We start from the raw sequence: 16,701 nt of genomic DNA on the forward strand, positions 1-16,701 counted from the left end.
AATAGGCCTACTTTTTACTTTAACAGAGATAGATTGTCAAATAAGTGCATGTTTATTCCAAACAAACATATAGTGTCTATTGAGCGAAATCAGTAATAGTATGAAAGGGGATTGCGTGGATAAGCCAAATTCGAATCAACGCAAAAATATAGAGGATAATGCCAAGGATCAGCAACTAGAGCCATTTCGTGTTGATAATGAAGGCACAAAAATGACTACGAATCAGGGCCTTAGAGTGTCTAACGATGAGGATTCCTTAAAAGCAGGAGTCCGTGGTCCGACAATTATGGAGGATTTTCACCTTCGAGAAAAAATTACACATTTTGACCATGAACGAATTCCAGAAAGAGTCGTGCATGCTAGAGGTTTTGCAGCGCATGGTGAATTCGAATTATATGAGTCAATGAGAGAGTATACGAAGGCGAAATTTTTGCAAGACCCGAAAAAGAAAACGCCAGTGTTTGTTAGATTTTCGACAGTGGTAGGTAGTTTAGGCTCGATGGACACAGCTCGTGATGTACGAGGGTTTGCAACGAAATTTTACACGGATGAAGGAAATTATGATTTAGTAGGCAATAATATTCCAGTCTTTTTTATTCAGGATGCCATTAAGTTTCCAGATTTAATTCATGCTGTAAAGCCAGAGCCGCATAATGAGATGCCGCAAGCAGCCTCTGCCCATGATACGTTTTGGGATTTCGTTGCGAACAATCAGGAGATAGCACATATGATTATGTGGCATATGTCTGATCGAACAATACCTAGAAGCTTCCGTATGATGGAAGGTTTCGGGGTGCATACATTCCGTTTTGTTAATGACAGAGGACGATCGAGATTTGTGAAGTTTCATTGGAAGCCTGTACTAGGTGTGCATTCACTAGTTTGGGATGAAGCACAGATAATTGCAGGGAAAGACACTGATTTTCAGCGACGGGATTTATGGGAGGCCATCGAAATTGGAGATTATCCAGAGTTTGAGTTGGGGGTGCAAATACTTGAACCAGAAGATGAATTTAAATTTGATTTCGATATTTTAGATGCAACAAAGCTTTGGCCAGAAGAACTGATACCAGTAAAGAAAATTGGAAAAATGACCTTAAATCGCAATGTGGATAATGTATTTGCTGAAACGGAGCAAGTTGCCTTCCACCCAGGAAATGTAGTACCAGGCATTGATTTTACCAATGATCCACTGTTACAAGGTCGACTCTTCTCCTATTTAGATACACAGTTAATTCGTCTAGGGGGTCCAAATTTTGCGGAAATCCCTATTAATCGCCCTCTTTGTCCTGTGCATAATAATCAACGTAATGGCTTTAGTCGACAGGCAATTAATCTAGGTAGAGTTAGCTACCATAAAAATTCATTAGCCAATAATACGCCTGCAACATCTACAGCAAGGGAGGGAGGATACGTTCATTATGAAGAAAAGGTTGAAGGGCGAATCACAAGAGCGCGGAGTAAATCCTTTGATGATCACTTTTCACAAGCTAGGCTCTTCTGGAACAGTATGTCCCCGCCTGAAAAACAGCATATTATAGATGCTTTTAGCTTTGAGGTTGGAAAAGTAAAAAGTAAATCGGTGCGACAACAAGTTGTGGATATGTTTGTTCGTGTAGATAAAGCAATGGCTACAACTGTTGCAGAAAATGTTGGTGTTAACCCTCCTAGTGGGGAACAGTCCAAGGTAACAGCCTCTTCGCCCGCACTTAGTCAGGCCAATACCATTAAATTGCCCTATACACTTAAGGTAGGCGTTTTAATTGGTGATGGATTCGATGCCAATGAGGTAGGAGAAGTATTAAAATATTTAACAAGGCAAGGTGTGCGCTACAGTATTATTTCTGATCGTCTAGGCGTTGTGACAGGAAATAATGGTGTTCAATTAACGGCAAGCGACACGTTTATTACAACCGATGCCGTTTTATTTGACTCGTTATATGTGGTGGGGGTAAAGGCGAGTAATCAAGCTAAATTTAATACACATATCGTGAACTATATTAATGAGGCATACCGCCATTATAAACCTATTGGGTTTGCTGTTACAGGCACGACGTTTTTCAATATGTCAAATGCGAATGTAGGGCCAGGCATTGTTTTAGCAACCGGAAATAAGGATTTTGCGAAAAAATTTGTAGACGCCATTGCACAACAAAGATTTTGGCAACGAAATATATATTAAGCATAGGAAAAATATAAATGACGAGGCTCAGACTGTAAACATAAGCTATCGAGAAGTTCTTCTCTCGGTGGCTTTTGTTATTTCATTTTTTAAGTTTGGAAAAAAAGAAGTTCTACTTGTCGGGTAATTCTTTAAAGTGCATTTTCCTTTTTCTAAAGGAAACCTTTCTAAGACATTCCTGATCATATTGCATTCAATTTTTCCAAATGATAAGGTGTTACATGAGGTGAAAAATATGGAAAAATTTGATATAGCGATTATTGGTGCAGGACCAGGAGGTTATGTGGCGGCCATTCATGCTGCGAAAAATGGCAAAAAGGTTGCTTTGATTGAACGTGATAAATTAGGAGGAGCCTGTTATAATGTCGGCTGCATTCCATCTAAAATTTTATTGGAGCATAGTAAACTAGTACAGGCAATCAATCAAGGAAATAATTGGGGAATAGAAGCGGACAATGTGAAAATAAATTTTCCTCGATTGATGCAACGAAAAGATGCAATTATTCAAGAGCTTCTAACAAATATTGAGCACTATATCATCAACAACGATATAACTTTATATCGTGGTGAAGCCACATTAACTAAAGACTTGCTGATATCAGTTGGAAATGAAACTTTGACAGCGACGGATATTATATTGGCAACAGGCAGTTATCCATTTGTCCCACCATTTCAAGGTTTAGAGACTGCTACCTACTATACAACAGATACATTTTTTAATCTTAAAGAGCTACCAGCACAGTTAACGATTATTGGTGGTGGTGTCATTGCAGTAGAAATGGCCTTTAGTTTAGCACCTCTAGGAACGAAAGTTACAATGCTTAATCATAGTGAGGATATTTTACAAACGGAAGAACCAGAGGCAAGACCCCTTATTCGAGAAAAGATGATGAAGCTCGGTATTGAGCTTGTAACAGATTTTCAATTTGAAAAATTTGAAGGCCATACCATCCATACAACAAAAGGTACATATACATATGAAAATCTTCTGTTTGCGACAGGGCGTCGTCCTAATACAGAAATCGCTCAGCATTTAGAGTTAGCATTTGAAGGACGTTTAATTGCAGTCAATGAGCATTTACAGACGAGTCAGCCCCATCTTTATGCAATTGGTGATTTGGTCAGTGGTTATCAGCTAGCACATTCAGCAAGTGCAGAAGGAATCTATGCTGTGGATTATATTGTGGGTAATCAACCAACATCAATTGACCAAGCATCTATCCCACGTTGTGTCTATACACATCCTGAGATTGCCACATTTGGTTTACTAGAAGAACAGGTAAAAGTGCCTTACACGATGACAAAAATGCCTTTAAAGACAAATCCAAAGGGTTTAATGGAAGGGAATACAGAAGGATTTGTGAAGCTAATTACAGAAGAGGGTAGCGGTCAAATTCTAGGTGCTTGTGTTGTAGGGGATGGTGCAACAGAAATGCTGAATTCGATATTGGCGGCAAAAAATGCAGGTGGTACAGCTCTTTCATTAGCACAAATGATTTTTCCACATCCGACTGTATCTGAGCATATTGGAGATGCAGCCAAAGCCGTTTTTGGAAAAGCCATTCACCAATAATGAAAAGCTATTGACTTTAAAAAAATATATGTTAGATTAAATTTATAAGAATACTTGGTTTTGAAGTTGACTAGGCATCTAGAGGCTTCTATTTTACAAGGCGGTTTCCGTTTGATTGTAAAATAGGAGTTTTTTTTATGGCTTAAAAAATAAAAGGAGTGGGGAAATGACAAAAGCAGTAATCATTAATGGAAGTAACTCGAAAAGCTCTAGAGTTACGGCAATTCATGAAAAGGTTGTAAATCATCTAATGGCACTAGGAGTAGAAGTCCATTCCAATTATGTTCATGAGCTACCAGCAAAAGATTTAATGACAGCCAATTTTGCAAGTGAAAGTATCCAGTTAGAGAATAAATGGGTCGAGGAAGCACAAATAGTCGTAATTTTAACCCCAATATACAAAGCATCCTTTACAGGGATATTGAAGACTTATTTAGATTTACTACCCCAGAAAGCTCTGCATGAGAAGGTCATACTACCTATCGCTGTCGGAGGTTCTATTGGTCATTTATTAGCTTTAGAGTATGCTTTAAAGCCAGTTTTAGCTGTGCTAGGGGCAACCACAATATCACACTCAGTTTATATTGTGGATAAACAAATTATTCTTCTGGATGAAGGAGGCTTTGCCATAGAAGAAGAAGCGATCAATAGATTGGAAGCAGAGTTAAAGCAGTTACGAGGTGTATTAATTTCTAATTAAATATGATAAAAGCGCATTATAGGGGTATCCTATAATGCGCTTTCTTTTAATTTACTTCAAGATCTTCTTCTGTTTCTACCGGTGCTGTAGAAAGATATAAGAAAGCCTCATCTTGCAAAAGCAATAATTTTTCTTCACAAATCCCATGTGATAATGGTCCTGAAAAAATTGACTCCCACCATGTCGTTGTTGTCATTCATCTACGCCCCCGTTTCGATTAATATGTAGTTGTATATTTCCCGAGATAAAAAATCTAAAACATTTTACATACTCAAATTTCATCCTCCTTGATGTAGAAAGAGGATTTTTCCCTCCTGATGTTGTATCGTATAGACAATGATAGTTTGTTTCGAAATGAAAAAACTATGTATGCCATTTTTGAAAAAGGGGTGCTTTATTGATGAATTTTACGTCTCAAGATGTGGAAAATATGATAACAGAGCAGCGTCAATTTTATTTTTCTCGTGCCACTAAAAGTGTCAAATTTCGAAAAGAGCAATTAAAAAAATTAAAGAAATCCATTTTGAAATATGAAAAGGAAATACTGAACGCCCTATACTTAGACCTTCGGAAAAGTGAGTTTGAAGCTTATGCAACTGAAATTGGCATTGTCTTAGATAGTATTTCTTATATGGTGAAGCATGTGGAAGAATGGATGGAGCCAGAAGCTGTCAAAACACCTATTCAATATCAGATGGGGAAGAGCTTTATTGTTCGTGAACCGTATGGTGTTACATTAATAATTGGCCCGTTTAATTACCCTTTTCAGTTGGTCATGGAACCATTGATAGGTGCTATTGTTGGTGGTAATACAGCTATCGTCAAACCGTCAGAAACATCTGTACACACTGCAGCCATCGTAAAAAAGGTAATTGAAGAAACATTTCACCCATCCTATGTACGTGTAGTGGAAGGGGAAAAAGATGAGGTGACTGCCTTAATCCATGCTTCCTTTGACTATATCTTTTTTACAGGAAGTGTTGCAGTCGGCAAAGTGGTAGCTAAGGCAGCAGCAGAACGATTAACTCCTATTGCTTTAGAACTTGGAGGGAAAAGTCCAGCTATTGTCGATCAAACAGCGAACCTAGAAGTAGCAGCGAAGAGGATAGTATGGGGTAAATTTACAAATACTGGGCAGACATGTGTGGCACCAGATTATTTACTTATTCACAAAGATGTTTATGATCGCTTTATGAAAATTTTAAAAGAAACGATACGTTCTTTTTATGGGAAGAACCCATTAAAAAGCCCTGATTATGGACGCATCGTGAATCTTAGACAGTTTGATCGTTTACAGCAAATTATTAAGGAAGAGCGAGATGCTATAACATTTGGCGGGCGGATAGATCGAGATGATTTATATATTGAACCAACAATCATCGAATATGTAAAGTGGACAAGTCCATCGATGCAGGAAGAGCTTTTTGGTCCTATCCTACCTGTTATGATGTATAACGATTTACCACTAGCTATCCATCAAATTCGCCAATTGCCGAAACCACTAGCGGCATATTTCTTCTCAGAGCACGAAAAAGCGACTCAATACTTTTTGGAGGAATTGCCATTCGGTGGAGGATGTATTAATGATACTATTACACATGTTGGTAACTTACATTTACCATTTGGAGGTGTTGGTCCTTCAGGTGTGAAAGCCTATCATGGTAAAGCGAGCTTTGAAAACTTTACACATTCAAAATCCATTTTAAAGAAATCTTCTAAGCTTGAGACTAATGTACTTTTTCCACCCTATAATCAAAAGGTGAAAATTGTACGCTCTATTATGAAATAGTAAAATGGGGGTATCTTTTTTCAAATGAAGATACCCTCATTCAAAAAACCCCTCCTTTGTATAGAAAGATGTTCCCAAAAATCCCATCCTAGTCGTGTCGAAAAATGCCGATTCGTGATTATTTATGAAAATTTCGAAGAAAACGTGTTTTTTGTTCAAATGTAAGCGTTTTCGTTGAAAAAACAGCACAGAGACATTTTATTTATCACGAAATAAGTAGTAAAATAAGTTCAATAGATCGTGGGGGGATTCATATTGTCGTTTTTTGTCGAATAATCAAAAATGATGACGTGAGTGTAGAGATTGATTGGAGGACTATGAAATGTATGCAGAGGAATTGTTAAGTGCATTACCTTTGAAAAAAATAATTGGCATGCTGCCAGACCAAGTAACTGATATCGTAGTAGATTCAAGAAGTGTACAGCCAAATAGTATGTTTGTTTGTATTAAAGGATATACAGTGGATGGACATGACTATGCTCAAAAGGCTGTAGATAGTGGGGCTACAATTGTTGTAACGGAGCGAAAATTACCGCTAGGTGAGACTATTGCTCAAGTGATTGTGAAAGACACAGACCGTGCAGTAGGCTTATTAGCTGCTAAGTTTTTTGATTATCCTTCCAAAGATATAGCGATGATCGGGGTAACGGGAACGAATGGTAAAACATCTGTGACGGGTATTATTCAAAATATCATGCATGGTATGGGTGAAAAATCTGCCCTATCTGGCACAATTGGCTTTAATTTAAATGGAATTCTATATGAATCTGCCAATACAACGAGTGATGCATTATCCACTCAACAAATGATTTTTAGAGCAAAGATGGAAGGCTGTCGTTTAATGACGATGGAGGTTTCATCCCATGGCTTAGCACTTGGACGTTTAGCAGGTGTTGACTATGATGTTGCTATATTTACAAATCTAACGCACGATCATCTTGATTTCCATGGTACGATGGAGGAATATGGCCATGCTAAAGGTTTATTATTCTCCCAGCTTGGACAAGATTTAGAAAAAAATAAATTTGTTGTGCTAAATGCCGATGATGCATGGTCAGAGCGATACGCAGCTATGACACCATTTCCAGTATGGACATATGGTTTGAAAAATGAAACAGCAGATTTCCGTGCCATTAACTGTGAATATCACGATTATATGACATCCTTTGATGTGGAGATGTCAGAAGGAATTTATCGTGTGAAAATGAATTTATTAGGTGAATTTAACATTTATAATGTGCTAGCAGCAATGGTAGCATTTTATGGTCGTGGGTATTCTATGGAAGCTATTATTGAGCAAATCGAGCAACTCCCACCAGTTAAAGGTCGTATGGAAAAAGTTTGCTCTGACCTACCTGTTCAAATGTTTGTTGATTATGCACATACACCTGATGCCATTGAAAAAGCGATTGAAGCAGCACAACCATATAAAAAGGGCAAACTTATTTTCTTAGTTGGGACAGGTGGTAACCGCGATAAATCAAAACGTCCTGCAATGGCTGAGAAGGCGTCCGCAGCAGAGTATGTCATTCTGACAACAGATGACCCACGCTATGAGGACTATAATAGTATTACAGGTGATTTGGCCAAGGGGATGTTACATGACAATTTTGCTTGCATCGGGGATCGTGCAGAGGCAGTCCGACATGCCATAGAGGTTGCTGAACCAGGTGATATGATAATTTTTGCTGGTAAAGGCCATGAGGATTATCAAATTATTGAAAATACAAAATTTCCACATAGTGATGCAGAAATAGCAATAGAAGCTGGCCGATTGAAATTTGTTTGATGAAATATAAAATCTTAGGAAACCCTTTTAGAAAGTACTAAAGGGTTTTCTTTTTGGCGATTTCATGTAAAAAGGTTGTACGAAAGGCAAGTCTTCTTTTATTATTATTAAGTATGAAAAAAGGAGAATGACGAGATGAATTCAAATTTAGAAAAAGATATACAATCGCGTCGTACTTTTGCCATTATCAGTCACCCTGATGCTGGGAAAACGACGATTACAGAAAAGCTTTTACTTTTTGGTGGCGCCATTCGTGACGCAGGAACAGTAAAAGGGAAAAAAACAGGTAAGTTTGCAACATCTGATTGGATGGAGATCGAAAAACAACGTGGTATCTCTGTTACTTCTTCCGTGATGCAATTTGACTATAATGGCTCACGTGTAAACATCTTGGATACCCCTGGGCACCAAGACTTCTCAGAAGATACGTATCGTACACTAATGGCAGTAGATAGTGCTGTCATGGTAGTGGATGCCGCTAAAGGGATAGAGGCACAAACATTAAAGCTATTTAAGGTTTGTAAAATGCGCGGTATTCCGATTTTCACTTTTATTAATAAATTAGACCGCCAAGGGAAAGAGCCGCTTGAGCTAATTGAAGAGCTTGAGGAAGTACTAGGAATTAATGCGTATCCAATGAACTGGCCGATTGGTATGGGGAAAGAGTTTCTTGGTATTTATGATCGTTACAATAAGCGTATTGAGCAGTTCCGTACGGATGAGACAGAGCGCTTTCTACCAATAGATGAAAATGGTGAACTTGCTGTAGAACATCCAATGAAAGTCACTTCTTATTATTCTCAAGCAATGGACGATATTTTACTACTGGACGAGGCTGGTAATGAATATTCGGAGGAAAAAATTCGTCGTGGCGAATTAACACCAGTGTTCTTTGGTTCAGCTTTAACAAACTTTGGGGTACAAACATTCCTAGAAACTTACTTACAATTTGCACCAATACCACAGCCTAGAATTACGGAAGATGAGCAGTTTATAGATCCACTGGAACAAGAAGAATTTTCAGGATTCATATTCAAAATTCAAGCAAATATGAATCCTGCGCACCGTGATCGTATTGCCTTTGTACGTATTGTTTCGGGTAAATTTGAGCGTGGCATGAATATGACATTGTCTCGTACAGGCAAATCCTTTAAAGTTACGCAATCTACACAATTCCTAGCTGATGATCGGGAGACTGTAGATGAAGCTGTTGCTGGAGATATTATCGGGTTATATGATACGGGGACTTATCAAATTGGAGACACTGTTGTCGGTGGTAAAAAAACATTCCAATTTGAAAAATTACCACAGTTTACACCAGAATTATTTGTCCGTGTAACGGCTAAAAATGTAATGAAATCGAAGCAATTCCATAAAGGTATTTTACAATTAGTACAGGAAGGTGCTATACAATACTATAAAACACTGCACACAGAGGAAGTTATTCTTGGAGCAGTGGGTCAACTGCAATTTGAAGTATTCGAACATCGTATGAAAAATGAATACAATGTAGAAGTAAGAATGGAGCCAATTGGTTCAAAAATTGCACGTTGGATTGAAAATGAAGAGGATGTTAAAGAGTCCATGTCCTCTGGTCGTTCAATGCTGGTGAAAGACCGTTTTGACAACCTTGTGTTCTTATTCGAAAATGAATTTGCCATGCGTTGGTTTAACGATAAAAATGAGAACATTAAACTTTATAGCCTTCTTTAATAGTCAAACACGAATCGACAATTTTGCGATTCGTGTTTTTTTGCAAGGAAATTTGACACTGACTGTAGAATATATACAGTATTAGGAAATTTAAGATTGCCATCACTAGATGGTAGAAAATTAGCCTATTTATAAAATAATCCCCTTTTCGGCTATCATAGAAAGGAAGAGGTAGAAAAAGGAGTTTATAATATGAACATTAGTAATTTTTCAATTAAAAGACCGGTCTTTACAATTGTAACGATGCTTTTTGTCATTTTATTAGGCGGTGTATCGTTATTAAAAATACCAATTACTTTAATTCCGGAGTTAAATCCTCCGATAGGTGTAGTAGTCACCTTCTATCCTGGAGCAAGCCCAACAGAGGTGAATGAGAGAGTAACGAAGCCTTTAGAGGCAACACTAGCCACCTTACCAGGCATTAAGAAACTACAGTCAACCTCGCAAGAAGGAAGCAATTTAATCGTCCTTGAGTTCAATTGGTCCACCAACCTAGAAGATGTCCAACTTGATATTTTACAAAGAATTGATATGACGCCTCTTCCCAATGATGCGGGCAAGCCAAGCTTTTTAAAGTTTGATCCATCTCAATTTCCAATTATTCAGCTATCATTGCGCGCAGAAAATGAAAATGTTGAGGTGCGCTTATTAGCAGAGGATTTAGAAAAAGAGCTTCGACGGACAGAGGGTGTCGCAAGTGTGAATGTTTCGGGGAAGCTTATAGAGGAAATACAAATTACATTAGATGAGGGAAAGCTAGTCGAAAAAGGCTTAACACAGGCAGATATTATTCAAATCGTTCAAGCAAACAATGTATCACTTCCTGGTGATCCTGTTTTAACTGATGATGGAAAAATGTTAACAACACGTATTGTTAGTACATTAACTTCACCTGAAGATATAGCCAATTTAATCGTTTCTGTGAATCCTTTAACAGGTGAAGCGTTAACAGTTGGCAATCTCGCCTCTGTTCAAAGGGCAGAACAGCCATCTTTAACGACAACTCGCGCCAATGAGCATGCAGCAGTTCTTATGTCTGTCATACAGGAGTCGGGTGCGAATACTGCAGAAGTGTCAAAGGAGTTTCAACAAACCTTAAATGAATTGCTAGAGAAAGAGCAATACAGTGGAATAACAGCAGACATATTAGTAGATCAAGGCAACTACGTGGATGTTGCTATTAGTAATATCGGCTCTTCCTTAATTTTAGGAGGATTGTTTGCAATGTTCGTCCTTTTTGTGTTCTTACGCAGTGTAAAGAGCCCTATCATCATTGGTATCGCTATCCCCTATTCAGTTATAGTGACATTTGTATTGATGTTTTTTGCTGATTTTTCACTCAATATTATGACTTTAGGTGCTCTAGCTTTGGGTATTGGCATGCTAGTGGATAATGCAATCGTTGTTATTGAAAATATTGAAAGACACTTAGGGCTAGGAAAAGATCCTATTACAGCAGCACAGGAAGGGACAAGGGAAGTTGCTCTTGCTATCACAGCTTCGACACTAACAACAATAGCTGTCTTTATTCCTGTTATGTTCATCGAAGGATTGATTGGACAAATTTTCACAGAATTTGCTCTCACAATTTCATTTAGTTTAATTGCCTCTTTAGTAGTTGCCCTTACAGTAGTGCCGATGCTAGCGAGTCGTCTTTTAAAAATGAAAAGTATTAACTTTTACGAGCAGCGTAGTAAATCTCAATTTTATAAGCGATACAAGTCGTCTATTGTTTGGGTTCTGAAGCATCGTATGCTCATACTAATTTTCACAGTAGTTTGCTTTGGTCTATCATTATTCGGATTGACTAGAATTGGTACTGAATTTTTACCACCTACCGATGAAGGATTCACAACCATTAGCGTCAATCTTGAAAAGGGTGTAGCTGTATCTGAAACTGAAAAGGTTGTCAGGAAGATCGAGGAACGTTTAAAGCAGGAAAAAGATGTAGATGTTTATGTTAGTCTAATTGGTGGCACACAACAATCTCAATCACGTGGACAAACTAGCCCGAACCAAGCAGAAATATATGTAAAGCTAGTGCCTTTAGCGGATAGAGAACGTTCAATTTTTGAATTTGTTGAAGAGTTAGAGCAAGAATTACAGGGGGAGTTAGAAGATAAGACTGAACTGACATTTAACGTATCGACAGCAACTGGCTCATCACCACATACTTTAACGTTTAGATTAACTGACTCTGATGAAGGAAGGCTCCAACAGGCTGTTAATAAAGTACAACAAGAGCTACAAGCGATTGAAGAAGTGACGAAAGTCTCCACAGATTTAGATAATACGGTTCAAGAAATTCAAATTGAAGTCAATCGAGAGAATGCAAAAGATTATGGTTTTGTACCGGCCCAAATTGCACAGTCTGTCAATCAAATGACAAGAGGGCAATTAACGTCCCAATTAATAGCAGAGGATGGTGCTGTGTTACCTGTCTACACAGGTTTCGGACAGACCTTCAACGATAGTGTGAATTCACTAAAATCAATGCAACTTCGTTCACCTGCGGGCTTGTTTGTGAAATTAGAGGATGTTGCTACAGTTTCTATAGAAGAGGGTCCCGTCTCTATTCGACGTTCTGATCAGGCTGCAGCAGTGGCATTTTTTGTTGAATATGAAACGAAGGAATCTTTAGGCGGAATATCAGCAAAGGTAGATAAAGCAATAGAGAGTGCTCATTTATCACCTACTACGCAAATTGTATTTAGCGGTGATCGAGAGCTTTATGATAGTGCAATCGATGATATGCTACTAGCCGTTATTCTGGCAATTATATTAGTTTACATTGTGATGGCTGCCCAATTTGAATCATTCAAATATCCATTTGTCATTATGTTTACGGTGCCATTAATGATCATAGGGGTAGCGATTGCCATGTTTGCCACAAATACATTAATTGGTGTGACATCTGTAATTGGAATTTTAGTGCTTGTAGGGATTGTAGTAAATAACGGTATTGTGTTAGTTGATTATATTAACCAGCAAAAAGCGAATGGTATGTCAGCGTATGAATCCATTTTACTGGCCACTCAGGATCGTCTCCGTCCAATCTTAATGACCGCGTTAACGACTATTTTAGGATTGCTTCCACTTGCACTTGGCATTGGGGAAGGAACAGAGATGAATCAACCGATGGGAATTGCAGTGATTGGAGGACTTGTGACGTCCACTTTACTAACACTATATATTGTACCGATTGTTTATAGTTTAGTGGATAAGGAAACAAGAAAGATGCGTTAGAATCGAGGGGGAATGGGAGATGAAAGTTCATTTTTTTACTGGTTTTCCTGGTTTCATTTCAAGTCAATTAATTAGGACATTGTTCCAAAAAAAACAAACACAACAGGTTATAGCAATCGTATTAGCTGGCGAAACCATTAAAGCTCATCAAGAGAAAAATAAAATATTAAAGGAGTTTCCTAATGGATCGATTCGTATTGTTGAGGGTGATATTACCTTGCCGAACCTCGGTTTAGATAATCAAGTAATTGAAGAAATCGTACCTCAAATTGAAGTGTTCTGGCATTTGGCAGCTATATACGATTTAGCTGTACCCCGTGATATTGCTTGGAAAGTGAATGTACATGGGACAACAATGGTGAATGAATTTGTGCGCACTTTACCCCATTTAAAACGCTATATGTACTTTAGTACGGCATATGTGGCTGGTACACGTGAGGGGGTACTGCGTGAAAATGAACTGATTCGACCATTCACATTTAAAAATTATTATGAAGAGACAAAATATGAGGCTGAGCTCCGAGTAGAAGATTTAAAATCAAAAATTCCATTAACAATTATTAGACCTGGCATTGTGAGGGGACATTCGGAAACGGGTGAAACAATTAAGTTTGATGGCCCCTATTTCTTTTTAAATTTAATAGAACGATTAAAATGTTTACCTATAATTCCTTATATTGGACAATCTACATCTACGATCAATGTAGTACCAGTCGATTATATATTAAATGCCTCAATTTTTTTGGCATCAGAACAAGAGGCTGAAGGTAAGACCCTTCATTTAACAGATCCCAATCCTCACCCTGTACAGGAAGTATATCGTACTATGGTGAAACTAGTGACGAATGCTTATCCGAAGGGACGTTTACCGTTTGCATGGGCAAAGCTATCCTTGCAAATTCCTTTTATTCGGAGAAAGCTAGGGGTGGAACAGGAGACATTAGATTATTTAACATGGAATGCCACATTCGACACGACTGAAGCCCAGCAAATTTTGCAAAAGGGTGGAATTACATGCCCTGATTTTATTCAGACGATGCCGAGAATGATTGATTTTTATTTAGCACATAAAGAAGATAAGAGCTACCAGATACAAATTAAGTAATGAAAAAACAATATAGATATTTTTGTCAGCTGTAAATGATAGTGCTATAATGTTTGAAAGAAGATACCTTCGACACTTTGTCAAAGGGGAGTAGCTAACAGGTTTTGCAATTTTACCTGGTTTCACATTCGTCAAGACATGGTATTACCATCGGATGTGATAGTGAATAGCTCTATGCGTAAAAAGATGACTGATGACGTGTAGATTGATGTACCAATAAGGTACTAATTTACTTAGCGAGACCTTTGCCTACTTAAGGCAGGGGTTTTTTTCTTTTGTACTTTAGTGGAACTAGTCTTTGGGGTATTTAGAGCTTAGAGGAGGCACTAGCATAAATGGAAGCAATAATATTACAATACGGCTGGGTATTAATTGTCCTAGTTGTATTAGAGGGATTACTAGCAGCTGATAATGCAGTAGTAATGGCTGTAATGGTCAAACATTTACCGCAAGAACAACAAAAAAAGGCGCTATTTTATGGACTATTTGGCGCACTGATTTTTCGATTCGCTGCTCTTTTTGTCATTACAGTTTTAGTAAACTATTGGCAAATACAAGCAGTAGGTGCGGCTTATCTGCTATTTATGTCGGCGAAAAATATTTATGATTTACGTAAACATAAAGATGATGAGGAAGAAGAGACGAGTGAAAAGGCTGGGAAAAAGGGTTCTGGATTCTGGTTAACGGTACTCAAAGTAGAAGCTGCAGACATTGCATTTGCTATTGATTCAATGTTGGCAGCAGTGGCAATCGCTGTCACGTTGCCTCATTTGGGGAATTTTGATATCGGTGGCATTAATGGTGGACAATTCATCGTCATGCTCCTTGGTGGCTTTATCGGGGTTATAATGATGCGTTTTGCTGCCCAATGGTTTGTCAAAGTATTAAATGATTATCCTTCACTTGAAACAGCTGCATTTTTAATTGTAGGCTGGGTAGGTGTGAAGCTCGTTGTCTTAACATTAGCCCACGAAAAAGTAGGGATTTTGCCTGCAGAATTCCCACATTCTACTGCATGGGAGTTAACATTCTGGATTGTCTTACTCGGCATAGCATTTGTAGGTTATCTAGTAGGTGTTCGAAATAAAAAATAGCTTAGATTGATTATCCAGCTGTAGTCAAAAGCCATCGAAAGTTGATCTGACCCAAAAAAGTTAGACATATTTAGTTAAGCAACTGCTAAGACCTGAGTTCGGTACTCCACCGGGCTTAGGTCTTTTAATTTTTCTTTCATTCGTTTGTGATTGTAGTAGTGAATATAGTCGTTGAGTTCCTGTTCAAAATGTGCCATGGATTCAAATTCTTGTAGATACAGGAGTTCAGATTTTAATAAGCCAAAGAAATTTTCGATGACTGAGTTGTCCAAACAATTACCCTTACGGGACATACTCTGCGTAATACCATGTTGCTTTAATGTTTGTTGATACTTTTTCATTTGATAATGCCAACCTTGATCTGAATGAAGAATAACTTGATCACTTGATTCGAGGCGCTCCAATGCTTGTTCTAACATATTATGGACTAGTTTATACACTGGACGCTTCATAACCGTGTATGCAATGATTTCGCCATTACATAGATCAAGGACGGGTGATAAATAGCGTTTCTCACCAAATAGATGGAACTCTGTCACGTCTGTTACCCATTTCTCGTTCATTTTTTCCGCTGTAAAATCGCGTTGTAATATGTTTGGGGCAATTTTTCCGACGTTACCTTTATACGAACGATATTTCTTCATGCGGACTTCACACTTTATGCCAATGGCATTCATCAAGCAGTTAATCGTTTTCGGATCATGGTGAATACCAAATTTTTTTAGTTCTTTGGTGATCCGACGATAACCATAACGTCCCTTATGTTCATGATAAATGGACTGAATTGCGACTTTCACATCAGCGTATTTATCATGACGATTCAAACGCTTTTCCCAGTAATAATACGTACTACGTGGAATATCAGCGACTTTGATTAATTCCACTACTTCATAGATTTCCTTTAGTTCATAAATTACTTGCGCTTTGATTTGATTGGTAATTTTTCTTGCATTTGAACTAAAGTATTCAACTTTTTTAAGTACGCATTCTCCATTTCTAATTGTTTGATTCGTGCTTCTAACGCCTCAACAGATCCTTCAGCTGGTGTTGATTTCGTTGTTCTTTTTGTCTCTTTTTTCATAGATGGATGCCCCTTTTTCTTAGAAACAAGGGCATCATAACCACCAACTTCAAACTTCAACTTCCAATTCCGAATCATGCCAGGAGATGAAATATTGAATAGTGCAGCTGTGTCTCTCGAAGATGTACCTGTCTCGTTCATATAATTAAGTACACTCATTTTATAGTCAGCTGAATATTTTGTATAGGACTTTAAGAAAGTCTCTACACCATTTTTTTGATAACGGCGAACCCATTCACTGACAACCTGAACTGTCACACCGATATCTTTCGCAATTTCAAGCATGGTTTCATATCCATTCAAATATCGTTGAACGGCTTGAATACGTTGTTCAACACTTACTTTTGCCATAAAAAAAACCCCCGTAAAAGTTAGATTGATGTCCAACTTTTACGGGGCAGTTCAAGTATACTCTCGATGGCTTTTGTT

General features: G+C 38.0%; 11 protein-coding genes. 9 read left to right on the plus strand and 2 right to left on the minus strand.

Features of this window, described 5'->3' with window-relative positions; all coding sequences use genetic code 11:
• The first annotated feature begins 100 nt into the window (after window positions 1-100).
• From MKY88_RS04070 to ssuE, 3 genes are all read left to right on the plus strand, one after another.
• Window positions 101-2,182, plus strand: a complete 2,082-nt coding sequence (locus MKY88_RS04070; protein WP_328205628.1) for a catalase — start codon at window positions 101-103, stop codon at window positions 2,180-2,182.
• 235 nt (window positions 2,183-2,417) lie between these two features.
• The gene (gene lpdA / locus MKY88_RS04075) at window positions 2,418-3,755 is read left to right on the plus strand and encodes a dihydrolipoyl dehydrogenase (RefSeq protein ID WP_340813035.1); all 1,338 of its coding nucleotides are present in this window, start codon (window positions 2,418-2,420) and stop codon (window positions 3,753-3,755) included.
• A 166-nt stretch (window positions 3,756-3,921) separates the two neighbouring features.
• On the plus strand, window positions 3,922-4,455 hold the full coding sequence (ssuE, locus tag MKY88_RS04080; RefSeq protein WP_258267848.1) for an NADPH-dependent FMN reductase: 534 nt from the start codon (window positions 3,922-3,924) through the stop codon (window positions 4,453-4,455).
• Window positions 4,456-4,501: 46 nt separating this feature from the next.
• Here the strand turns inward: ssuE and MKY88_RS04085 are convergent, their stop codons facing one another.
• A complete protein-coding gene (locus MKY88_RS04085) occupies window positions 4,502-4,651 on the minus strand; it encodes a hypothetical protein (protein WP_175422982.1) in 150 nt (49 codons plus the stop codon).
• Between the two features lie 204 nt (window positions 4,652-4,855).
• Between MKY88_RS04085 and MKY88_RS04090 the strand changes: the two genes are divergently transcribed.
• The 6 genes from MKY88_RS04090 (at window position 4,856) to MKY88_RS04115 (ending at window position 15,191) form a co-directional block, all read left to right on the plus strand.
• Window positions 4,856-6,244 carry an aldehyde dehydrogenase gene (locus MKY88_RS04090; protein WP_340813036.1) on the plus strand — a complete coding sequence of 463 codons (1,389 nt, stop codon included), beginning with the start codon at window positions 4,856-4,858 and terminating at the stop codon, window positions 6,242-6,244.
• Window positions 6,245-6,566: 322 nt separating this feature from the next.
• Window positions 6,567-8,033: a UDP-N-acetylmuramoyl-L-alanyl-D-glutamate--2,6-diaminopimelate ligase gene (locus MKY88_RS04095; protein WP_328205624.1), complete on the plus strand. Its 1,467-nt coding sequence runs from the start codon at window positions 6,567-6,569 to the stop codon at window positions 8,031-8,033.
• A 135-nt stretch (window positions 8,034-8,168) separates the two neighbouring features.
• Entirely contained in the window at window positions 8,169-9,746 is a 1,578-nt protein-coding gene (locus tag MKY88_RS04100) for a peptide chain release factor 3 (protein WP_008174169.1), read from the plus strand.
• A 192-nt stretch (window positions 9,747-9,938) separates the two neighbouring features.
• On the plus strand, window positions 9,939-12,992 hold the full coding sequence (locus MKY88_RS04105; RefSeq protein ID WP_340813037.1) for an efflux RND transporter permease subunit: 3,054 nt from the start codon (window positions 9,939-9,941) through the stop codon (window positions 12,990-12,992).
• A 19-nt stretch (window positions 12,993-13,011) separates the two neighbouring features.
• Window positions 13,012-14,097 (plus strand): SDR family oxidoreductase, encoded by a 1,086-nt coding sequence (locus tag MKY88_RS04110; RefSeq protein WP_328205621.1) that lies wholly within the window; start codon window positions 13,012-13,014, stop codon window positions 14,095-14,097.
• Between the two features lie 335 nt (window positions 14,098-14,432).
• Window positions 14,433-15,191: a TerC family protein gene (locus MKY88_RS04115; protein ID WP_258267852.1), complete on the plus strand. Its 759-nt coding sequence runs from the start codon at window positions 14,433-14,435 to the stop codon at window positions 15,189-15,191.
• Window positions 15,192-15,265: 74 nt separating this feature from the next.
• On the opposite strand, the gene MKY88_RS04120 is transcribed toward MKY88_RS04115, so the two are convergent.
• A protein-coding gene (locus MKY88_RS04120; protein WP_340813038.1) for an IS3 family transposase occupies window positions 15,266-16,623 on the minus strand; the annotation gives its coding sequence in 2 pieces (ribosomal slippage) (window positions 15,266-16,170 and window positions 16,170-16,623; 1,359 coding nt in all).
• Between the last annotated feature and the right edge of the window lie 78 nt (window positions 16,624-16,701).

The organism is Lysinibacillus sp. FSL R7-0073 (genome assembly GCF_038009065.1).
GTDB classification, from domain to species: domain Bacteria; phylum Bacillota; class Bacilli; order Bacillales_A; family Planococcaceae; genus Lysinibacillus; species Lysinibacillus fusiformis.

Bases quoted from the DNA above. Each gene is read 5' to 3' on its own strand.
- MKY88_RS04070 (WP_328205628.1), top strand. From the start codon at position 101: ATGAAAGGGGATTGCGTGGATAAGCCAAATTCGAATCAACGCAAAAAT.
- lpdA (WP_340813035.1), top strand. From the start codon at position 2,418: ATGGAAAAATTTGATATAGCGATTATTGGTGCAGGACCAGGAGGTTAT.
- ssuE (WP_258267848.1), top strand. From the start codon at position 3,922: ATGACAAAAGCAGTAATCATTAATGGAAGTAACTCGAAAAGCTCTAGA.
- MKY88_RS04085 (WP_175422982.1), bottom strand. From the start codon at position 4,651: ATGACAACAACGACATGGTGGGAGTCAATTTTTTCAGGACCATTATCA.
- MKY88_RS04090 (WP_340813036.1), top strand. From the start codon at position 4,856: ATGAATTTTACGTCTCAAGATGTGGAAAATATGATAACAGAGCAGCGT.
- MKY88_RS04095 (WP_328205624.1), top strand. From the start codon at position 6,567: ATGTATGCAGAGGAATTGTTAAGTGCATTACCTTTGAAAAAAATAATT.
- MKY88_RS04100 (WP_008174169.1), top strand. From the start codon at position 8,169: ATGAATTCAAATTTAGAAAAAGATATACAATCGCGTCGTACTTTTGCC.
- MKY88_RS04105 (WP_340813037.1), top strand. From the start codon at position 9,939: ATGAACATTAGTAATTTTTCAATTAAAAGACCGGTCTTTACAATTGTA.
- MKY88_RS04110 (WP_328205621.1), top strand. From the start codon at position 13,012: ATGAAAGTTCATTTTTTTACTGGTTTTCCTGGTTTCATTTCAAGTCAA.
- MKY88_RS04115 (WP_258267852.1), top strand. From the start codon at position 14,433: ATGGAAGCAATAATATTACAATACGGCTGGGTATTAATTGTCCTAGTT.